The organism is Hungatella sp. SB206, assembly GCF_051132295.1.
GTDB classification, from domain to species: Bacteria; Bacillota; Clostridia; order Lachnospirales; family Lachnospiraceae; genus Hungatella; species Hungatella effluvii.
The window spans coordinates 469,605-492,686 of record NZ_CP096603.1; the positions used below are offsets into that span (position 1 = coordinate 469,605).

16 protein-coding genes are annotated in these 23,082 nt (G+C 48.6%); all 16 read left to right on the plus strand.

Annotated features, from left to right (window positions below; genetic code table 11):
* The first annotated feature begins 3 nt into the window (after positions 1-3).
* The 16 genes from M1L66_RS02245 (at position 4) to M1L66_RS02320 (ending at position 23,071) form a co-directional block, all read left to right on the plus strand.
* Positions 4-345 (plus strand): PadR family transcriptional regulator, encoded by a 342-nt coding sequence (locus M1L66_RS02245; RefSeq protein ID WP_434690540.1) that lies wholly within the window; start codon positions 4-6, stop codon positions 343-345.
* A complete protein-coding gene (locus M1L66_RS02250; RefSeq protein ID WP_434690542.1) occupies positions 338-886 on the plus strand; it encodes a hypothetical protein in 549 nt (182 codons plus the stop codon). The genes M1L66_RS02245 and M1L66_RS02250 overlap by 8 nt, the downstream gene beginning before the upstream one ends.
* Complete coding sequence (locus tag M1L66_RS02255; RefSeq protein WP_434690543.1) at positions 870-1,193, plus strand: hypothetical protein; 324 nt, start codon at positions 870-872, stop codon at positions 1,191-1,193. The genes M1L66_RS02250 and M1L66_RS02255 overlap by 17 nt, the downstream gene beginning before the upstream one ends.
* A gap of 256 nt (positions 1,194-1,449) precedes the next feature.
* A complete protein-coding gene (locus M1L66_RS02260; protein WP_434690545.1) occupies positions 1,450-2,229 on the plus strand; it encodes a hypothetical protein in 780 nt (259 codons plus the stop codon).
* A 218-nt stretch (positions 2,230-2,447) separates the two neighbouring features.
* Positions 2,448-4,511 carry a glycosyl hydrolase 115 family protein gene (locus tag M1L66_RS02265; RefSeq protein ID WP_434694183.1) on the plus strand — a complete coding sequence of 688 codons (2,064 nt, stop codon included), beginning with the start codon at positions 2,448-2,450 and terminating at the stop codon, positions 4,509-4,511.
* Positions 4,474-6,228, plus strand: coding sequence for a sensor histidine kinase (locus M1L66_RS02270; protein ID WP_055657984.1), 1,755 nt, complete (start codon positions 4,474-4,476; stop codon positions 6,226-6,228). Before M1L66_RS02265 ends, M1L66_RS02270 begins: the two co-directional genes overlap by 38 nt.
* A 2-nt stretch (positions 6,229-6,230) precedes the next feature.
* On the plus strand, positions 6,231-7,739 hold the full coding sequence (locus tag M1L66_RS02275; protein WP_187023596.1) for a response regulator transcription factor: 1,509 nt from the start codon (positions 6,231-6,233) through the stop codon (positions 7,737-7,739).
* Positions 7,740-7,904: 165 nt separating this feature from the next.
* Entirely contained in the window at positions 7,905-9,290 is a 1,386-nt protein-coding gene (locus M1L66_RS02280) for an ABC transporter substrate-binding protein (protein WP_243270420.1), read from the plus strand.
* Between the two features lie 102 nt (positions 9,291-9,392).
* On the plus strand, positions 9,393-10,286 hold the full coding sequence (locus tag M1L66_RS02285; protein WP_207729203.1) for a carbohydrate ABC transporter permease: 894 nt from the start codon (positions 9,393-9,395) through the stop codon (positions 10,284-10,286).
* A 3-nt stretch (positions 10,287-10,289) separates the two neighbouring features.
* Positions 10,290-11,141: a carbohydrate ABC transporter permease gene (locus M1L66_RS02290; protein ID WP_117633221.1), complete on the plus strand. Its 852-nt coding sequence runs from the start codon at positions 10,290-10,292 to the stop codon at positions 11,139-11,141.
* 54 nt (positions 11,142-11,195) lie between these two features.
* Positions 11,196-17,006 (plus strand): bacterial Ig-like domain-containing protein, encoded by a 5,811-nt coding sequence (locus tag M1L66_RS02295; RefSeq protein ID WP_434690550.1) that lies wholly within the window; start codon positions 11,196-11,198, stop codon positions 17,004-17,006.
* A 183-nt stretch (positions 17,007-17,189) separates the two neighbouring features.
* Positions 17,190-17,546: an Hpt domain-containing protein gene (locus tag M1L66_RS02300; protein WP_187023600.1), complete on the plus strand. Its 357-nt coding sequence runs from the start codon at positions 17,190-17,192 to the stop codon at positions 17,544-17,546.
* A 30-nt stretch (positions 17,547-17,576) separates the two neighbouring features.
* Positions 17,577-19,625: a GGDEF/HDGYP domain-containing response regulator gene (locus tag M1L66_RS02305; RefSeq protein WP_187023601.1), complete on the plus strand. Its 2,049-nt coding sequence runs from the start codon at positions 17,577-17,579 to the stop codon at positions 19,623-19,625.
* 180 nt (positions 19,626-19,805) lie between these two features.
* On the plus strand, positions 19,806-21,275 hold the full coding sequence (locus M1L66_RS02310; RefSeq protein WP_187023602.1) for an ABC transporter substrate-binding protein: 1,470 nt from the start codon (positions 19,806-19,808) through the stop codon (positions 21,273-21,275).
* 21 nt (positions 21,276-21,296) lie between these two features.
* Complete coding sequence (locus tag M1L66_RS02315) at positions 21,297-22,232, plus strand: carbohydrate ABC transporter permease (protein ID WP_187023603.1); 936 nt, start codon at positions 21,297-21,299, stop codon at positions 22,230-22,232.
* Positions 22,232-23,071, plus strand: coding sequence for a carbohydrate ABC transporter permease (locus tag M1L66_RS02320; protein ID WP_187023604.1), 840 nt, complete (start codon positions 22,232-22,234; stop codon positions 23,069-23,071). The genes M1L66_RS02315 and M1L66_RS02320 overlap by 1 nt, the downstream gene beginning before the upstream one ends.
* The last annotated feature ends 11 nt before the right edge of the window (positions 23,072-23,082 follow it).

The following is a 23,082-nucleotide window of genomic DNA, read 5'->3' on the forward strand; positions in this document are numbered from 1 at the left end:
ATAGTGAGATATAATAAAGAACTGCTAAAAGGAACTACCCCCATGCTGGTTTTGAAACTTTTGTCAACAAAAGATATGCATGGATATGAAATTATTAAGAAAATGGAAGAAATGTCTGAGTATACTCTTTCAGTTGCACAAGGGTCGTTATATCCTATTTTACACAATTTGGAGGAGGATGGATATTTAGAGGCATATTGGATAGGGGACGATTCAAAAAGGAAAAAGAAAGTCTACCATATAACGGATTCTGGTCAAAACAAACTCAGGCAGTTGATTGATGAATGGAACCAGTACTCGAATAGTATTTTTTGCGTAATTAATAGAGGAAAAGTATATGACTGAGGGTATTAAAGAGTATATAGAAGAGGTTACGACTGGGATTAAATGCAGAGGCAAATATAAAAAGAAAATCGAAGATGAATTATCTGTTCATATGGAAACCCTCTATTCTGATTTTTTAGATAGAGGTTATGATATTAAGCGGATTGAAAAGATGGTAATCCAAGCTATGGGAGATCCCGAGGATATTAGAAACAGCTTTAACCATGTTATATGGTTAAAGGCCAGGAAAAGAATTGCCAAAGGGGTAATTGGATTAACAGCGTTTTCCGCACTGGTGTTAGGTGTCAACAGTGCGGTTATAAATATGGCAGAACATGAAAAATATACTACTTTTTTGAATGGAATTGAAGAAGGGAAAGTTAGTGTGGCGGATGCATTGATTGATGATTTATATTCGCCTGACTATAAAAATAATTCTCTACTTACAGGGGCTATAGAGACTTATTGTGAGCTCGTTGACAATCATCACCGCATTCAACTTATCGTAACAAAAAATGTGCTTATAACATCGGAGGAGGGAAAATATGAAGAGATTAGGTAAAGTTATTACTTTCTTTTATACTGTATTGTCGATGTCAATTTTGGCTTGTGCTGCAAGCTTTGCAGCTGAAAGGACAGAGGTTACTGAAAAACTGATAATAGTTACTAAAGATGGATACGAAATTACTATCGAAGAAGTTCAGGAGCCAGAATCAAGAGTAAATCCGGATCGGACTGCCACAAAGAGTTATGATTCGACATTTAGGGATCGAAATGGCGTTCTCTTGGGTGTTTACAGAGCTACATTTACAGGTATGTATTCAACGGTTGATAATGTAAGTGAAATGGCGGATGTGAAAGTCGCATAGAGATCTGGCTCTTATGACTATGTGTCTTGGGAAAAACGCACAGAAGGTCAGGACGGTTTTGTTACCTATTATGTTCTTGGCGAATATGCGATTACAGTTTCAGCCCATATTTCACCTAATGGAACTATTACGATTGCTTCAGGTCAATAAGTTTTGAATTACCGAAGCCCCTGTAAAGATGTTGATTGAATAAAGATACCTAAATTATGGTAGTGTCAGACTTGACACTACCATAATTTCTACAAGGGAGGTTAATATGAAAACAACACTGAAAAGATTGTCGGCATTATTAATGGTATTGGTAATGAGTATCGCTATGACGGGAACGGCATTTGCATATGATCCGTCAGTAACTGTTAATATTGCTCCGTCGGGAAACAGTCTAAAATTTAGTGCTATGGTTAAGACTAATGCACCTGATAATTTCGTGGATACGATCTATTTATCAACTGAAAGTATTAACGAGGATACAGGTGAAGTTATTAGTGCATGGGATGGTTCGAAATCAGGACAGAGTAGTCTTGGATCAGGCTATACATTAACGAGACCAATTGCAACAGCCTATAGTAAATGGGCCTATGGCGAAATAAGTTATATAGCAGATGTTCCAGATGATGGATACTCAGACACGGCTGATTTTTATTATCAAAATAAGCGGACTGCCAACAAAAAACTAATAGCTAAGCGAGATGCAGTGATAGCAGATAGCTTTGATATTGACTTGAGTGACTATAGGATTTTGAACCCTCCAGAAAAGGAATATTTTGAAAAAAAATTATTAGTAACAAGAAAACAAGTAAATGTACGCGGTGGTGATACTGTTCCTATCACGTATATAAATCCAGAAGAATCAATTGTATATGTTATTAAACAGGATGCTTATGGTATGAATTATTTGTACAAGTTTAAAACATCTGGTGATGGTTGGATGCTGGATTCCAGTGACCATGTACAAGGTGTAAAAATGGAACCTTCAAATCAGGCAGAATCACTAAGACTGAGAAAAACCGAAGAAGTAGAAGAACTGTTTCATTAGATATTCGTCAGATTTAACCGGTTAGAGAATAATGATGAGGCTGCCTATAACCAGGCAGCCTTATTTTGTATATTCAGATCACTAAACTGTACATGGTATTAGAAATAAGTCGGAAATTTCCAAGTGTGTTTACGGTTTTTTTCCATTTACGCCCATTGTATATTTTCCTATAATGGAGTGGAGATACGATAGAATTTTTCACGGTAAAGGAGGATATGATGGGAACATTTTTATTGGATAAAAGCGTTACGGCGGATCTTGGAACGATGAAGGACAGAGGTACGGTGAGACGAGCGGTGGAGCGGTTTTACCGGGATCTGGATATGGTGATTGACGGGGATTCTGCTTATGGGGGCGGGATCAGGCTCTGCGAGGAATCCATGGATCCGGAACAGTACAGGATACTGGTTGAGGAAAAACGGATGGTAATCTGCGCGGGGGATGAACTGGGATTTGTGTATGCACTGCTGCATTTGAGCGAGGCGTACATGGGGATTCTGCCGTTCTGGTTCTGGAATGATCAGAAATTCGAAAAGCGGGAGTATGTGGAGATCCCGGTGGGAACAATTGCGTCGTCTCCATATCCGGTGAGATACAGAGGCTGGTTTCTGAACGACGAGGTACTGATCAGCCGCTGGGATGGCGGAGTGAGCAGGGAGTATCCGTGGGAGATGGCATTTGAGGCGCTTTTGCGTCTCGGAGGAAATTTAGTGATACCGGGTACTGATGCGAATTCCAAGATTTATGTGGGACTGGCGGCCGATATGGGGCTCTGGATCACTCATCATCACGCGGAACCGCTGGGAGCCGAGATGTTTGCACGGGTCTATCCGGATAAGACGCCTTCCTTTGCGGAATATCCGGAGCTTTTTTACAGCCTGTGGGAGGACGGAATCCGGAGGCAGAAGGATTACCGCGTTATCTGGAATATCGGATTCCGGGGGCAGGGAGACCGGCCTTTCTGGGACGATGATCCCCAGTATGATACCCCGAAGAAGCGGGGAGACCTAATCAGCAGCCTGATGGTGCGCCAGTACGAGCTGGTAAAGAAGTATGTGAAGAATCCTGTATTCTGCACGAATCTCTATGGGGAGACGATGGAACTGTATCAGCAGGGATTCCTGATTCTGCCGGAGGATGTGATTACCATCTGGGCTGATAATGGTTACGGGAAAATGGTATCGAGAAGACAGGGCAACCACAATCCCAGAGTGCCGGCGCTGCCTCCCGCAGATTTAAGGGATGGGAACCATGGAACGTATTATCACGTCTCTTTTTATGATCTGCAGGCGGCGAATCATATTACCATGCTGCCAAATTCTATGGAATTTGTGGAAAAAGAATTGAAAATAGCGTATGATTGTGGAATAAAGAGCCTGTGGGTTGTCAACTGTTCTAATGTAAAGCCCCACGTGTATCCTCTGGACTTTATTGGGAATCTGTGGAGAGGAAATTCGCTCACCGCAGCGGAACACAGGAGGCGTTATATGGAGTCTTACTACGCCTATGGACAGCGGATTGACGGGAAGGACCTTTTGGCGGCTCTCCCGGATCTCTTTGAAGCGTATTTTAAGTGTACGGTTCGGTATGGGAAAGAGGAGGACGAGCGGGCGGGCGACCAGTTTTATAATTACGTGACTAGGGATTTTGTCTGCCGCATTATGGCGGATGGGGGGCAGAGACCGGAGCCGGAGCTTAACTGGTTTGCCCCGGGAGAGAGTCTGGAAGAACAGATGGAACAGTACCGGAAAACGGTTGTAAATGGGAGAAATGCATTTGAACCGCTTCTGGAAGCATGCAGCCGGATGGCAGAGCAGGCGGGGCCGCTTCTGGAGGATTCCCTTCTCCTGCAGGTGAAACTACATACGTACTGTCTGAGAGGCGCTGTGTCCTTCTGTGACGGTTATGAGGCGTATGCCGGTAAACAGTATCTGCGGGCGTTTTATCTGTTTGGCAGGGCAGCGGACTGGTATGAGGCGGCGGACTGGTCCATGAGAGCGCGGGAACACGGAAAATGGAAGGGCTTTTACGAAAATGACTGTCTCTGCGATGTCAAGGAGACTGCGTACTGCCTGAGACGGCTGATGGGATATATCAGGAATTTAGGGGACGGCCCTCATTTCTATGAGTGGCAGAGGGAGGTTACCTATTCGGAGGAAGATAAACGGGTGGTTCTCATCACCAACATGGAGAACCATATGACGGATCAGGAACTTTACCAGGCGATGAAGGAGCGGGAAAGTGATGAGAAAGCGTTGGGATCAGTGGGTGGAACGGTTTAGGAATACAAGCCTTGCCAGAAAGATGATGGTGGTCTATGCGGCCATATTCGGAATTCTGTGCGGTATCACGCTGCTTGCCATGCAGGTTACCTTGAGTATCTATGACGGCCAGCTTTACCAGAAGTCGCTGGAGGAACTGAATTTCTTCACGGAGCGGGTGGACGGAGAGCTGAAAAAGGTGGAGGAGCTGTCCTTCGATCTGGCAATGGACTACGAGATTCAAAATCAGCTGTCGGTCATAAAAAGTGCGAAGAACAAGGCGGAATATTCATTTCAGATGTCGAAGATGCGAAGCCGGCTGACCACAGAGGCGCTGTCTGCGGAACTGGTTTCGGAATTTATCTATACGGATAAATTCCTGACCAGATATGAGGTGGGGAAACGGTATGTGGAACTGCCGGTGGGAATTTACGACAGCCTGCTGGAGAAGTTTGACAAGGCAAAAGGAGCCTATGTTTATGAGAATCCTACGGAGGAATTTCCCTATCTCGTCTCCGGCAGGGATATACGCAAGCACATCGATGCCAGTCTCGACTATCTGGGAAGCCTGATCTTTGTATCGGATATCCGGGTGCTGATCGAGAAGCATTTAAATCAGCTGAAAACCGATGTTTCCAGCCTGTGCGTGACCAGCGACTCCGGCCTGATCTATCAGAGCGAGGACGGTCTGTATGAGAAGATCAGGCAGGTGCTGCCGGAGAGCGATTATGAGATCATAAATCTGGAGGGGAGAAAGTATTTTCTCTGTCAGCTTACATCGGCGGAGACGGGATGGACGTATGTGAACATGTTTCCGTACAGCTCGATTTATTTTATGAACACCATGGTCCGATACTGTCTGATCGGCGGATTTCTCGTGCTGTTTGTGGCGGCGATGCTGATCCTGAAACGGCTTTCCACGGCCATTACCAGACCGCTTAACAGACTGACGGATTCGATTCAGATAGTGGAAGCGGGTGAGTTTCAGAAGGCGAAGGAGTATCTGGAGGGAGAGAAGCGAGGCGACGAGGCGGGAATCCTGACCCAGGAGTTCCAGATTATGCTGGATAAGATCATGGTCCTGATTCATGAAAACTATGAGAAGCAGATATTGCTGAAGGATACGCAGTACCGGGCGCTTCAGGCGCAGATAAATCCTCATTTTCTCTATAATACTTTGAATTCCATTAACTGGATGATACGGTCGGGGAAGAATGAGGAGGCGTCTGAGATGCTGATCTCGCTGGGAGATTTGCTGCGGGCGGCATTTAAGAAGGAACAGCTGGCTACGGTTTTGGAGGAGCTGGAGCTGGCAAGGCATTATATTGATATTCAGAAGGTCCGGTACCGGAGAAGGGCCGAGTTTCTTGTGGAGGCAGAGGGTGATTTGGAGGCGTACCACGTGCCGCGGATGATTCTGCAGCCGCTGGTGGAGAATTCGATCAACCATGGCGTGGACAATTCCTTAAATAAATGCAGGATTCTGGTGCGGGTAAAGGAAAATGTAGAGGAGCAGACCATGACCCTGGAGGTGGAGGATGACGGGCCGGGTATGACGGAGGAAGAACTGGAGGCCGTCAGGAATTTCACCATGGTGCCCAAGGGAAATGGGATTGGACTTAAAAATATCAGGGAACGGCTGAACCTGATCTTTTCTGACGCAGTATTTGAGATAACCAGCCAGCCCGGAAAGGGAACCGTTGTGAGGATTGAAATTCCGAAATATGGAGGGAAATAGATGTGTATAAGCTTCTGATCGTGGACGATGAGGATGTGGAGAGAGAGGGAATGGCAGATTTTATCCAGTGGGAAAAGTACGGGATAAGTCTGGCGGGAACCGCATGGAACGGTGTCGAGGGATATGAGGAGATCCAGAACCAGATGCCGGATATCGTGATTACGGACATTAAGATGCCTGTCATGAATGGAATTGAACTGATCCGGAAGACGAGGGAGGATTTTCCGGATATTGTATTCATTGTGCTTTCCGGCTACGGAGAGTATGAGTATACCAGCAGAGCCATGGAGCTGGGCGTGCGCCACTATATACTGAAGCCCTGCGATGAGGCGAAGATTGTGGAAGTGATCGGCAAGGTAACGGAGGAGCTTAAGGTCCGGGAAGAGAAGAAGAGAAAAGAGGATGATATGCGGACCCAGGTCAAGCGGCTGGCTCCGAGAGCCAGGGAGCAGATGTTCCGCAATGTGCTGCTGAACCGGGAAGATATCCATAAGGACTTCGAGGCGTATCTGGGGGACTGCGGGAACTTCCGGAGAGAGGTCTTTCTTCTGGCGTTTCATAAGGAAAAATGGTTTGACTATCTGGAACAGTTTGTGGTGACGAACATTATTACGGAGCTGCTGGGAAGCAGTTACGTGCTTCTGGTGACGTCTATCCGCAACGATGTGCTGCTTCTGCTGGAAGGGCGTGTATTTGATGAGATTCAGCCTGTCATTGTGAAGGTGAAAAAGGAGTATGAGAAGTTTGATTCCAGCCCGCTTCAGACAGCGGTTTCCGGCCGCGGAAGCTGGGATCAGATACAGGGCCTCTATGAGGAGGTCTCAGGACTCTTAAAGATGGGAAAGATCGACGCGGACACGGACGCTTTGTGGCATGGATTTTATAAGGATATCAACCGGGAGGAATTGATGCTGATTAATTACCGGGCTTTGAGGGCTGCGAAATCCTATGATGCCATCCTGTTTGAGCTGTATCTGGGATTCGTAAAGATGCGGCTCAGAGGCGATCTGGCCGGGAGAAAGGAAGCGGCAATCCGGTATGTGCTTGACATGCTCTATGAGGATGAGGACAATGAACGGTGGCTGAAGGGGGAAGACGACAGGGAGCTTTTGAAGCTTCTGGCCGACTATATCAGTGAGAAGCAGGGGCTTCATCCGGGCGGAGATAAGGAAGAGCGGCGTATGCGCGATATTCTGCTGGGAATCTATCAGAACATCAGCAGCCAGGAACTGAGCATCCAGTGGCTGACGAAGGAAGTCCTGTACATGAATCAGGATTATTTCGGGCGTGTCTTTTCCAAGTGTATGAAACAGAAGTATTCTTCTTATATCTTAAATGTCAGAATTGAACTGGCGAAACGGCTGATCTGGTATTTTCCGGAGATCAAGCTTTCTCAGATCGCGGAAGAAGTGGGATACCCGGCGGATGGCCAGTATTTTTCCAAGACCTTCCGAAAATTAGTGGGAATGTCCCCTTCTGAGTACAAGGATTATATACAAAAACAGGCGTAATTTGAAAAAAGCCGGCTTTTCCGCATGGAAGAAAGTCGGCTTTTTTCAATTGGGATGACGGCTTTTTCCATTTTTTATTTGTTTCAAATCATGTAGAATAACAGCATAAACAAGGTGCGCACCGAAACTTTGAGAGTTAAAAATACAGATCAAGGAGAAATGGTTATGAGAAAAATGAAACGTTTACTGGCGCTGGGGCTTGCTGGAATGATGGTACTGTCGGCAACGGGATGCAAAAGCCCGGATAAGACGAAAGGCAGCGCGGCTGATACGACGCAGGCAGCAGCCACTGGAGGCACATCCACTGGCGGCACGACCGCAGCAGCTTCCTCCGATGGTGAAGATGTAACACTTAAGTTTACCTGGTGGGGCGGGCAGACAAGACACGAACTGACACAGCAGCTTCTGGATAAGTATACGGAGCTTCACCCGAATGTAAAATTTGAAGCGGTTCCCTCCGGCTGGGATGGATACTTTGACAAGCTGGCGACTCAGGCGGCAGCAGGAGCCATGCCGGATATCGTTCAGATGGACTATCTCTATATCAGTACCTATGCAAAGAACAGTTCCATCGCGGATCTGACACCATATATAGAAGACGGCACCATCGATACCTCCAGTATCGATGAAAACCTGATGAAGTCCGGTGAGATCGGCGGAAAGACAGTCGGACTCGTGTATTCCAGCTCTCTTCTCGCAATGGGGTATAATCCTTTAGTGCTGGAGGAGGCCGGTGTGGCGGTTCCTTCCATGGATTGGACCTGGAGTGATTTTATTGACTTATGCAAGACCGTGAAAGATAAGACAGGAAAGCTGGGTTCTGCGACTGGCCCTGTGGATGATACCAACCTGTTTAATTACTGGGTGAGACAGCATGGCGCTTCTCTATTCAGTGATGATCAGAAATCCCTCGGTTATGACGATGACCAGGTTTGTATCGACTATTTGAATATGTGGTCGGAGCTGATGGCAGCAGGCGCAGTTCCGAATCCGGATGAGTATGCGGCAATCCAGACGCTGGGACAGGAAGCAGGCCCTGTGGTGACGGGCGAAGGCGCTACCATGATCGAGTGGAACAACTATGCCAATAAGGTGGCATCCGTAAACGATAAGCTGAAGATTACTTCTCTGCCATTATCTGATAACACCGAATATAAAGGCCTCTGGAATAAACCAGGTATGTTCCTGACCATTTCCGAGACATCAGCGCATAAAAAAGAGGCGGCTGAGTTCATCAACTGGTTTGTAAACTCTGAGGAAGCCAACGATATCATGATGGGGGAAAGAGGAACTCCGGCATCATCCGCGGTCAGAGAACACATGAAATCCACCGGCAAATTATCTCCGCAGCAGGAAGAAATGTTCAACTATTTAGATATCACTGCCGATATCTGCGGCGAGACGCCTGCTCCGGACCCGATCGGTATGTCCGAGATCAACGAAGCTTTTAAGAACGCGGCTTACAGCGCATTCTACGGCCAGGTTTCAGCAGAAGAGGCTGCTAAGACCTTCCGTGAGGAGGCAAATGCCATACTGGTGAGAAATAACTAAGGCGTGGAAGAAAACATTTTCAGACACGTTTCAGGAAATGAAGACAAAGGGATTGCACAAGACATTGTGACAGTCCCTTTTTAAAAGACTGAGGTGACTATTTTGATAAAGAAAAGATATAAAGACAATAAAGTGGCGTATCTGCTGCTTGCCCCCTGGCTGTTGGGCTTCATCGGGATGTGGCTGATTCCCATGTGTATCTCCATCTACTATTCTTTTACGGATTTCAATCTTCTGAACGATCCGCAGTTTATCGGGGCCGCCAATTATGTGCGGGCGTTTACACAGGATAAGACCTTTTATAAGGCGTTAAAAGTGACCTTTTTATACGTGCTGCTCTTAGTGCCTCTGCGTCTGGCGTTTGCGCTGTTTGTGGCAATGCTGTTAAACAAGAAGCACAAGGGACTGGGACTCTACCGGACGCTTTACTATATTCCATCCATCATCGGCGGCAGCATCGCAGTGTCGGTGGTATGGAAACAGATTTTCGGAAACAAGGGCGTTATCATGACGCTGCTGGGTGTCTTTGGCATCGCGCAGAAGACGTCCCTCATAGGTAATCCGAAGACGGCGCTGTACGTTATTATTCTTATGGGGGTCTGGCAGTTTGGTTCTTCCATGCTGATCTTTTTATCCGCGCTGAAGCAGATTCCGGGCTCGCTCTATGAATCTGCAAAGGTGGACGGCGCGAACGGCTTCGTGACCTTCTGGAAGATTACGATTCCGATGCTGACGCCGACCATTTTCTTCAATCTGATTCTTCAGATTATTAATGGTTTCCGTGTGTTTACCGAGAGCTACGTCATCACGGATGGAGGACCGTTGGACAGCACCTTATCGTACGTCCTGTACCTGTACCGCCGTGCGTTTACGTATTTTGATATGGGATACAGCTGTGCGCTGGCGTGGGTGCTGGTGGCGATTGTCTCCGTATTTACCGTAATCCTGTTTAAGACTCAGAAAAGCTGGGTTTACTATGAAGCCGGGAGGGAATAAATCATGGGAATGAAGAGAAAAAGACAGTTGAGTTCAGTGATTTTTCACGCCGGGGCGTGTATACTGGGATTCTTTATGATCTACCCGCTCCTGTGGCTGCTGGCCAGCTCCTTTAAGAGCAACGAAACAATGTTTACTAATACCTATTCCCTGCTCCCTGAAGTCTGGGATGCGGCAAAGAACTATGCCAGCGGATTTGCGGGAATCGGCGGCGTGGCTTTCAGCACGTTTTTCATGAACTCCATGGTGGTAACGGTTGTGGGGACCATCACATGCGTGCTCTCCTCACTGCTGGCAGCCTATACATTTTCCAGACTGAAATTTCGGTTCTCCAATTTCTGGTTTGGATGTGTGATGATGACCATGATGATACCGGCACAGGTTATGGTGGTTCCGCAGTATATTATTTTGAAGAAAATCCATTTAATCGATACGCGGGTGGCCCTGATCCTGCCGTGGTGCTTCGGAGGAGCGTTTTTTATCTTCCTGATGGTTCAGTTCTTCCAGGGGATTCCGAAAGAGCTGGATGAGGCGGCGGAAATTGATGGATGCGGCAAGATTCAGACTCTGGTCAGGGTGCTGATTCCGATTGTGCGGCCGGCCATTATCACTTCTTCTATTTTTGCATTTTACTGGATCTGGCAGGATTTCTTCCAGCCGCTGATCTTCATGAGCTCATCAACGAAATATACGATTCCGCTTGCGCTCAATATGTATTTAGACCCGAACTCTTACAATAACTATGGCGGTTTGTTTGCAATGTCAGTGGTTTCACTGATTCCAATTGTGGTGTTCTTTATTATTTTCCAGAGGTATCTGGTGGATGGGATTGCCATGGATGGGATTAAGGGATAAATAAAATAAAAGGGGGATAACAAATTGTACAGCTTATCACGATGGAAGACCAGAATGACAGCATGTATAGTATCGGGAGCCGTGGCATTCAGTACGCTGTTCCCGGTTCCGGCAGCGGCGGCAGGTAAGATGGCCGCATACGATGGCAGTGAGGTCGTGGATCTGGCGGGAAACAGGGAGATGAAGGCTTATGGTGAACGCCTGGTTACAGGAGGAAGGGCTCTTGTATCCAGGGACTATGGAGAAGAAGCGGGGACAGGTATTTCCTATTATCTCGATTCTAAGGCCGGAAATGATGAAAATGAGGGAACCTCGGAAGACAAGCCGTGGAAGAGCCTTGAAATGGTGAATAACAGAACCTTTCAGCCGGGAGACCGGATATTGCTGAAGGCCGGAAGCGTATGGGAAGAGGAAACTCTTTTCCCGAAGGGGTCCGGTGAGGCTGGAAATCCGATCGTTATCGGCGCCTATGGGGCTGGGGAGAAACCGAAGCTGGCCGGAAATGCGGCGGTTCCCGAAGTGGTATCGCTCTATAATCAGCAGTACTGGGAGATTTCAGATCTGGAGATTACCAATACGGCAGCCGGATTCACCGGCGCCATGAACGACCAGAATGGGAATAAGTTAAAGGATGTCAGGGGAATCCGCATTGCCGGTCAGGACGGAGGCGACTTATACAATTACTATTTGCACGATTTATACGTTCATGATGTGACCGGCGTATGTGCCTGGATCAGCGGCGACAACAATGGAAAGCCGGGAATTCTGGGAAAACAGGGATGGGATAAGTCGAAGCGAACGGGCGGAATCCTGTTTGAGGTGATGGAACCGGCCACAGACCAGCCGACGGTTTTTCACGATATTACGGTTGAGCGGAATGTAGTGAATAACAATTCCTTCGGCGGCATTATTGTCAAGCAGTGGAAGGGCGCCGATACCGGCGGAGAACACTGGGCGTCGAGAGAAGAGGGAAAGGGCAATGCCGCAAATAATTATTACTGTGAAAACTGGAAGCCGCATACGGACGTCACCATACGCGACAACTATTTAAGCCAGGAAAATTCCGACTATGCCTGCAACACCATCTATCTGACCAGCGTGCAGGGCGCCGTTGTGGAGGGAAATATATCCAAGGAAGCCGGGACGTGCGGCATAGAGATGTACTACGCGGATGGTGTAACCGTACAGAGGAATGAAGTCTACAAGACCAGGGTAAAAGCCGGGGGGGCGGATTCCAATGCCATAGATCCCGATAAGGCGTCCACCAATATCCTGATTCAGTACAACTACATCCATGACACGGGAGACGGGATCCTTCTCTGCGGTTTTATCTTTGGAACCTCCGTGGTCCGCTACAATGTAATTAAGGATGCACAGAAACGGTATATCAATCCACATGGGGACAAGGGTGTCAATTATGTCTACAATAACATCCTTTATAATACAATTGAGAAGTCTAATCTGCCGTTTATTGAGTCATCAGGGGGCAATGGTGTTTATTTAAATAAATCGGGCAATATGCACTATATCAACAATAATATATTCTACAATACTGCTAAGACCACAACCAGCGTTGGAATCGGCGAGGGGCCTTCTACCTCTTATGACAGCAACTGCTATTATGGAAAAGGAGTACAGGCGCCGGAGCAGGAGACCCGCGCGGTATGCGGTGATCCGATGTTTGAAGGCGGTCTGACAGGAGACGAAGATGATGGGGCGGCGGAGCTTCTCAAGCTGCGTCTGAAACCGGAATCGCCTCTTCTGAATGCAGGAACCCAGATAGAGGATGACCCGCTTCTGTCTATTTCGGCGAACCCGGGGAGTGACTTTGCCGGAGCTCCCCTGTTTAACGGGGAACCGGATATGGGAATCTTCGAGTATCAGGGGGAAGCGGGCAGCGGAATCCTAAACGGATATGTGGAAGACCCCTACGGAAATATCATGAAGGGAGCCGCCGTAAAGTTAATGGATACGGATTACGCCGCATTGACAGATGAGCAGGGATTCTTCGCCATAACGGGGGTGAAGCCGGGATCGTATACGGCGGTGATATCCAAAGAGATTTATCTGGATGGAGAGACACCGAATATCACGGTGGAGGAGAAGGCGGTGACGAGAGTCCAGCTGAAGCTGGGGGAGAGCCTGTCTGACGCGGGCAGTGTAAAAGGGTGCGTATCAAACTCATCCGGGCCTCTGCAGGGCGTTACCGTGACCGCATCGCTGGGAGATCTGGTATTTACTGCTGAAACTGGAAACGACGGCTGCTACGAGATGACGGATGTGAAGATCGGAACCGGATATGTGGTAACGGCTTCGAAAGAGGGCTACACAACGGCTGCCGCTGAAGAGGTAAAGGTAATGCCAGCCGCCGCAACGGAAGTGAATCTGATTCTTTCCAAGGAGATCGGAAAAACGACGTATCTCATTGCAGACTTATTCGATCAGTATGATGCGGGAGCATTTACAAACAGCAGCAGCGGAAACAATATATGGAAGGTTTCCGATATCTCCGCTGTAGATGCGTCTAAGGCATCTTTGCAGATTAAGGCAGAGGGGAATGGAAACAAATATCTGGAGATGGCGAAAACCGGCACCTACAGCCTCTATGCTTATACAAAAAAGGAGTATGATCTAAGCGGAATCATTACGGTGGAGGCAAGAGTGAAGCGGACAACGGAGTCTGCATCTGCCAATCAGTTTGGTATGTATTCCTTTAACAAAGCAGATTTCAAAACGGGAGATCCAACGGGCAGTTCCAATGCAATCGGTACCTTTGCGCTTTCGAAAGGAAATATTATCACCCATAATAAGAAGGGCTCTTCGAACACAGTAAATGTTCAGGGGTATACAAAGAACGAATGGGATATTATCAGGAATGTCATTAACCTGGATACCAACACCTTTGATTTTTATGTAAATGACATGAATGTCCCAAAGCTGGCCGACCAGCCGCTGCGGACACAGGGAAAAAATATTGACCGTTTTGAGTTTTTCTCCAGCGGATCAAACGTTGGAGACTTACTAATCGACTATTTTAAGGTTTGTACCGGGCCTGCCATGGATTACGATGACGCGGGCATCTCAGGAATCCGTGTGGATGGAAAAGAGGCGGAGTGGAAGGGCGACAATATCTATGAGCTGGAAATCCCTTCCGGCAGCAGTGAGGTGAAGGTACAGCCGGCAGCCAGCAGCATTTTCGCCAGAAAGATTATGGTTGGAGATCAGGATGCTACAAAGGACGCGGTTACCGTGCCGGTATCCGGATCTGGTGATTCGTTCCGCATAACCGTTCTGGCCGAGGATGGGGAGACAGAGGAGAGCTATCAGCTGAATCTGGTGAAAAAGGATGCATCCGGACTGGCCTATTTAACGAGTCTTGCCATGGAGGGCGTCACTTTAACTCCTGAATTTGATTTTAATACAATGGAATACGAAGGAGAAGTGCCGTCAGACGTGCGCCGTGTGACACTGCAGTATGAGACGGTTCAGGCGAGCAATGAGGTGACAATCAAGGTTAATAACCAGTACGTGACGGATCCGGTGATTCCGTTAAAGCCAGGTGTTAATGTCATAGAGATTGGAGTCGCATCGGCGGACGGTACCAGCTTTGCGGATTATACTGTCACTGTTACGAGAGATTGTGTGATTGACGGAATCAGGATCGATACACCGCCTGTAAAAACTGTCTATGAGAGAGGGGAAGAACCTGATTTCGAAGGACTGACGGTCGGAGCCTATTGTGAAGGAGAGCGGGTGTGCGTGCTTGACGCGGCCGAGTTTGCGGTAAGTATGCCGGATACGTCGGAGACGGGAACCGTTCCGGTAACGGTTACTTATGTGACGGAAGACGGTATGACGCTGGAAGCCGCCTTTGATATTAACGTTTACGACCGGGATACCATGGAACCTCAGAGCATTAAGGTGGTAAAACCGCCGGAACAGACTGTATATGGAACCGGAGAAGCGTTCCAGCCGGATGGCATGGAAGTGCGCCTTCTCATGAAAGCCACGGCGAGCAATGCGGCACCGGCGGAGGTCAGAATTCTGGATGATGGGGAATACGACGCCATCGGTGATTTTACAGAGCCGGGTGACACGAAGGTGGCGATACGCTATACCTGGACCGACAGCGAGGGAGAGGAACGGTATCTGGAGGACCGCGTGGCGGTAACCGTCTATGATGAGGAACTGGACTATTACGAGACGGGAATTACGGTGACAAAGCAGCCGAAGAAGACGGTCTATGAGACGGGGAGTGTCTTTGATCCGGAGGGTATGGAAGTAAAACGGACCATGAAGGCCAGCGGGAGCAACGCCGTCTATTATAAAGAAACCATTACAGATTACGATTATGATGCAGATGAGCTGACCAAAACCGGAACCAGAAAGATATCGGTCAGTCATGAGGGAACGGATAAAGACGGGGAAGACAGGACGTTTACAACCGGTGTGACGGTTACGGTAACAAACCGCGAAGATATATTAAAGAACGCGGTTCTGGAGCAATCGGTGGCCGGGGCCAGGGAGATATTAAACAAAGAGAACGTGGCCTATGTGACGGAAGAGGAAAAGGCCGCGGCCGCCGATGCGGCTAAGGAAGTGTTCCTTGATGTGATGGGAGCGGAACATACGGTTCTGACAAAAGAGATGGCCGTCCGTATGGGAGAACTCGAGGCACTGCTTAAAAATGCATATCCCGGTATCGCGATACGAGCCGAGGGAGATTCGAAGCTGACGGAAGGTGCGGAGGTGGCCGGAGCGCTCCTGAATGCTCCGCTTGGCCAGGGGAATCTTTCGATCGTTTCCCGGATTACGGGAACGAAGCTTCCGGAAGACATCCCGGAGACCAAAGCAGCGGCGGCAATGGAAATCAAGCTTCTGGTGAATGGAGAAGAGCTTCAGCCGGATATCCCGCTTTATATGACCTTAAAGATCCCGGAGGGGATCGATAAGGCTGATCTCATCATCTATCACGTATTGGATGATGGCAGTATTGAAGTGATTGATCCGGAGATCAGCGGCGGCTTCCTGCACTTTTTCGTGAGAAGCTTCAGTACATTTGTAATTGCCAATCCCAAAGAGGCCGATTTAACCGGAATCGAAATTACGGCTCAGCCGAAAAAAACAGAGTACCGGATTCATGAGGCGTTTGACGCTTCCGGGTTGGTGGTAACCGCTGTCTACGAGGACGGAACGAAGGCTGCTGTCACGGAGTATGAACTGGCTGGATTCGACTCAGCGACGGCTGGAATTAAAACGATTACAATATCCTATAAAGGAAAGACCGCAAAATTTACCGTTACAGTAAAGGCGGAGGACGACGGCTCCGGAGATGATGACAACGGCGGCAATGACGACGGTAATGGAGGCAATGACGATGGCGGTAATGACGACGGTAATGGAGGCAATGACGATGGCGGTAATGACATCGGAGGCGGTAATAATGGCAGCGGAAGTCCGGCAGTCAAGTCGGTTCTGCCGGATACGGTAAGGGGAAGCTGGAAACAGAATGAGAATGGCTGGTGGTTTGAGACACTGGACGGCGGTTTCGTGAAATCGGATTGGGCTCGTATCAATGAGAAATGGTATTATTTCGACGATCTGGGATACATGACAGTCGGCTGGGTACTCGATCAGAACCACTGGTATTATTTGGGAGCAGATGGCGCCATGGCGGCTGATGTCTGGGTCCTGGACCGGGGATTGTGGTACTTCCTGCAAAGCGGGGGAGTGATGGCCGCAGACCAATGGGTTCAGTGGAATGGAAACTGGTATTATTTAAACAGCGATGGCAGTATGGCTAAAGACACTGTGGTAACGGTCGGATACCGGATCGGAGAAGACGGCGTCTGGCGCCCTGATTAAGAGATAGGAACATGGACTCCCGGGAAGCGGATACTTCCCGGGAGCTTTTTGGTTTTATCCGATGTTATCTGTGAAATCAGTAAATAAATGAGGAATGAAGGTTCCTTCATTGACAAATGATGAGAAGCGTTTTATCATAACAGATAGAAAGACTTAAGGTTACAGGATCAGGAGGATATTTCGATGACGGTAAGGGAATGTTACGAGGCGATGGGCGCCGATTATGAGGAAGTTCTTCGCCGTCTGGCGAATGAAGAAAGAGTCGCCCGTTTTTTGCTGAAGTTTTCCAGTGATGAAAGCTTTGCCGGACTGGTTAAGGCAGTGGAGGAGAGTGATTATGAGGTGGCTTTCCGAGCGGCCCATACGTTGAAGGGGATCTGCCTGAATCTGTCGATCACCAGGCTTGCCGAGTCCAGCAGCGCGCTGACTGAGTCTCTGCGGGCCGGCGGCTGGAGCGAAGAGGCGGGACCTCTTTTTGAACGGGTGAAAGACGATTACAGTCAGACGGTTCAGGCGATTCAAATGCTGAAGAACGATTAATTGCGCCAGATACGCGAGGAAAAAAGATAAATGAAGAATAAAATTTTAATAGTGGACGATGCGGAGATCAACCGCTCCCTTTTGGCGGACATACTGTCTGTCGAGTATGATATTATGGAAGCGTCCAACGGCGTGGAGGCAGTTTCCCTGCTAAACCAGTACCACGCCGATCTTTCGCTGATTCTTCTGGACATCGTGATGCCGGAGATGGATGGATTCGAGGTTCTGGCGATTATGAACAGAAATGGCTGGATTCAGAGCATTCCGGTCATTACGATTTCGGCGGAGACGTCCTCCAGTTATATTGAACACGCTTATGACCTGGGAGCGGCCGATTATATCAGCCGCCCATTTGATGAGAAGACGGTGCTGCGCCGTGTGAGCAACATGCTCATGCTCTATACGAAGCAGAAGATTCTGGAAGGTATGGTGACGGAGCAGATCATCGATAAGGAGAAGAATAATTTCCTGATGGTCGAGATTCTGAGCAACATCGTCGAGTTCCGTAACGGAGAGAGCGGGCTCCATGTGCTGCATATCCGTGTGATCACGGAGATGCTCTTAAAGAAGCTGCTGGAGAAGACCGATGAGATCCACCTGTCGCTGTCGGATATCGCTCTGATCGTCAATGCGTCGGCTTTGCATGATATCGGAAAGATCTCCATCCCTGAGGAGATTCTGAATAAACCCGGCCGTCTGACACCGGAGGAATTCGAGGTCATAAAGACCCATTCTGCTGTAGGAGCGCAGATCCTGAAAAATGCGCCGAACCGTCAGACGGAAAAGCTGATTCAGGTGGCTCATGATATCTGCCGCTGGCACCACGAGCGGTATGACGGAAATGGGTATCCGGACGGGCTTAAGGGGGATGAAATCCCCATCGCGGCCCAGGTTGTCTCAGTGGCAGACGTCTATGATGCGCTCACCAGCGAACGTGTATACAAGTCGGCCTACAGCCACGAAAAGGCAATGGAAATGATCTTAAACGGGGAGTGCGGGGCATTTAACCCGCTCTTACTGGAATGTCTCGTGGAGGTGGGGGACCGCATTCTGAAGGAGCTTGATTTACACTCCCTGGACGGGATGTCAGATATTGAGATGGAGGGAATTGCGTACGAGCTGAAGTCCCATAATGAACTGCGTGCGTCGAACCGGACGCTGATGCTTCTGGAGCAGGAGCGTATTAAGTACCGTTTCTTCGCCTCCATGTCGCAGGAGGTTCAGTTTGAATACAATATCCATTCGGACCTTTTGGAAGTATCTGAGTGGGGAGCAAAGTATCTGGGGATTCCGGAGTTGATCGCCCATCCGGAGCATAATGAAGAACTTGCAAGGGTATTTAATAGAAGTGATTTTGCAGACTTAAAGAAACAGCTTCGTGCGACCACCCCGGGAGAGCCGGTGTTCAGTGGGAGCTATCAGGTTGTCATCGAGGGAAAACCGAGGTGGTTCAAGGTAGTGGCGCGCACGATCTGGGATTCCGACGAGGATACCTTATATTCCGGGACGATCGGTAAATTCATCGATATCCACGAGGAACAGATGGAACTCACTAATTTAAAGCGCCTGGCCTCCCAGGATTCTCTTACCGGCCTCTATAATCACAAGGCGGCCAAGGAAATGATTGAGAATATGATAGTCCAGCGCGAGAGCAAAGAGTATGCCATGATCCTGATTGATGTGGATTACTTTAAGTTTGCCAATGACCAGCACGGTCATATCTTCGGGGACGAGGTGTTAAAGTACATTTCCCAGAAGATGCGGCAGAATATCCGAAGGGATGATGTCGCAGCCAGAGTCGGAGGCGATGAATTCCTGATTTTCGTGGAATACCGTGACAATGTGATGCCGCAGATTGAGCGCATCTTCCGTTCCCTGACGGATTCCTTCCAGGGCTTCCAGATATCTGTCAGCATGGGAGTGGCGCGTTGTCCGGAGAATGGAGTAGATTACGAAGTGCTGTTCCACTGCGCCGATCAGGCGCTCTATTCAGCAAAGAAAAATGGCAGGAACCAGTTCTGCCTGTATGACAAGACAATTCAGGGCTTTTTATCTGTGCTTTCGCCAATGGATAATTGAGGAAGCTGTGGGCCAGGCGAGAAGAGTGGAATTTCCGGAGAGATACCGGAGGTTCCGCTTTTTTATTTCGGATATTTTACCATTTATGTCTGATTTTTGAATTAACTTGATAAAGAGCGTCTGTTAAAATAGAAACAGATGAGGAAGCTTCCCAAATGAAAAGAAAGGATAAAGGCGATTATGAAAAAAAGATTAGCTCTGATTGTGGCGGCAGCACTTGCGGCCACAACAGTAATGACGGGGTGCAGCAGCGGAAACGGGCAGAAAGCGACCGGGGCTCCGGCGGCGGAAAGTGTGGCGGAAAGTACAGCGGCGGAAGGTAAGGCAGCAGGAAATACAGCGGCGGAACGTGCGGACGCAGGCAAGGGGCAGGAGGTACAGGAGAGTGAGACCGCAGACCCCATGGCAGCCATTACCGATGATGGAACGAAAAAGACGATTACATACTGGCATACATTTACAGAGGGAGCACGTAAAGACTATATTGACGAAATGGTAGCCGAGTACATGAAGGAACATCCAAATGTGACCATCAATGTAGAGGTGTATCCGTGGAATGTATTTACTCAGAAATGGACGGCGGGGCTGGCGGCCGGAGCGCTTCCGGATGTCAGCAGCGTAAATCCGGACAACTTATTTGCAATTAATCAGGCGGGGGCGGTGCTGCCTATGAATCCTCTGATCGATGCGCTGGGAGAGGACTATTTCCTTGGAAAACCACTGGAGAACTTTACGGATGGGGACACGGTTCTGGGGATTCCCTATTACCTTCATTCCTATGTCATGTGGTACCGCAAGGACGTATTGGAGGAAAAAAATCTGCCTGTGCCGAAAAACTGGGACGAGCTGTTAAGCACGGTGACCGCGGTGGCGGATCCCCCGAACAGATATGGATTTACCATTGCCATGTCTAAAAATGACCAGATGTGCGCACAGCTTCTCAGCTGCTTTGCAAAGGCGGAGGGAGCTCCGTTAATTACAGAAGATAATAAGGGGAATTTAACCGATCCGAAGGTGGTAAAGGCAATTCAGCTGATGGCGGACCTCTATAAGGCAGGCTCTCCGGAAGGCTCCGTAAACTATGGGCTCTCCGAGCAGAATGACGTATTCTTCCAGGGAAAATCGACGTTTGCATTTGGATCGGGCTTCCATATCAATGGAGTCAAACAGAATTCACCGGAGCTTCTGGATAAGATAGCAGCGGTTCCGTTTACGGGACCGGATGGGGAAAATCTTGGAGCTACCACATTTGTCATTGGTCTGATGGGATGGAATCAGACGAAGTACCCGGAAACGGTATATGACTTCATCAAGTTCCATTTTGAAAAGGAACGCTATATTGATTTCCTGCATCTGATTCCAGGCGGACAGCTGCCGGCGACGGCGGAAGCTGCGAACTCAGCAGAATTCTATGATGATGAGACTATCCAGAAATTCAAGACAGAGATCGAGTACATCCAGGAAGGGATTGAAAAGGGAACCTTTATCGGTATGGACTATGGCCTTACGCCTGCGGCCTCGGCGCTGACCAGCCAGGGTATTATTGAGGAATGTCTGCAGGATATCGTACTGAACGGGACTCCAGCGGAAGAAGCTGCGAAGAAAGCGAATGACAAGCTGAACGCGGCGATTGAGATATTGATGGAATAATAGCATTACAGGAGGAATTTTATGAGGCAATACCGGGATCGGCAAAACGCCGGAAAGAGTGTCGGGGACCGGATAGCGGATTTTGTGGACCGCCACATGTGCGGGGTTTTCATTACTCCGGCATTTCTCGTGACCATACTGCTGCTGGCATATCCGATATGTATCAGTGTGTATTACAGTTTTACCAATAAGAGCCTGCTGGGAAAAGCGGTTAAGTTCGTCGGGTTTAACAATTACGTGTCGGTTCTGCAGAATCCGGAGTTTTACCACGCGCTGTGGAATACCCTTGTATACACCGTGATTTCACTGTCTCTGCAGCTGTTTTTCGGATTTATAGTGGCTCTGTCACTTCATAAAATCAACCGGCTCAAAGGGATGTTCCGGACGCTGGTGCTGATCCCGTGGGCATTTCCCATGATTATCGTTACCTTTACATGGTCCTATCTCTTGAATGATCTATACGGGATTGTCAATGCCAAGCTGCTGCATTGGAATTTGATCGCACAGCCGATTCAGTTTCTGGCCAACCCGAAGATCGCCATGCTGACAGTGAGCCTGATCAATGTGTGGTTTGGAGTCCCCCTGTTTGCCATTAATATTCTGGCGAGCCTGCAGACGATTTCCAGGGATTTATACGAAGCGGCCCAGATTGACGGCGCCAGCCCGTTTCAGAGATTTCGTTTTATTACGCTGCCGTTTGTGAGAGTCGTAGTGGGACTGCTCATTATTTTAAGAACAATCTGGATTTTTAACAGCTTTGACCTGATATTCCTCCTGACGGGAGGCGGTCCGGGAACATCCACGGAAACGGTGCCGATCTTTGCTTACCGCATGGGGTGGACCCTGTATTCCCTGGGAAGGTCTTCGGCTGTGACCATTCTGCTGCTGCTGTTTTTGACGGCGGCCTGTCTGATCTATTTTAAGATATTGGACCACTGGGAAGAGGAGGTGGCGTGATGAGAGCGAGACTGCATAAAAACGGATGGACCATACTGTCCTATGTAATTCTTACCGCCGCAGTACTGCTGGCGGGGGGACCGCTCGTTATCGTGATATTTGCCTCTTTTAAGGGACAGTTTGAGATTGTCAGCAACACGGCGGCCCTTCTGCCGGAACGGTTTTCGCTGTATTGGTTTAAGGATCTGCTTCATAAGACGGACTTTCTGATATACGTGAGGAACAGTCTTCTCTACTCGTCGCTGTCCACGGTGCTGGGCATGACGATCTCCTCTCTGGCCGCCTATGCAATTACGCGGTTTGGAGGCAGGAGACAGAAGATTCTGACGAGAGTGATTGTGATGACCTATATGTTTCCACCAATTTTGCTGGCAATCCCTTACTTTATCCTGGTGTCGAATCTGGGGCTTGCCAATACGCTGCCGGGATTATTAATGGCTTATATGTCATTTACCGTCCCCTTCTGCACCTACCTGCTGGTCAGCTACTTTCGGACGGTGCCAAAGGATATCGAGGAGGCGGCCCTGATAGACGGACTCCGAAGGCCGGGGGTGTTTCTCCACATCGCGCTTCCGCTGGTGGCGCCCGGGCTGGTGGCTACGGCTATATTTGCATTTATCAACGCGTGGAATGAATTCTTATACTCCCTTCTGATTATAAGCAGTGGGGATAAGCAGACCGTTTCCGTGGGCCTTTACTCCCTGAAGGGTGGTATGGAGACGCTTCAGTGGGGAGACATGATGGCGGCGTCAGTTTTGGTCGTCATTCCGTCGATTGTGTTTTTCTCGATTATACAGAAGAGCATTGTAGGGGGGCTTACCGCGGGGGCAGACAAATAAAGGCTGGAGAG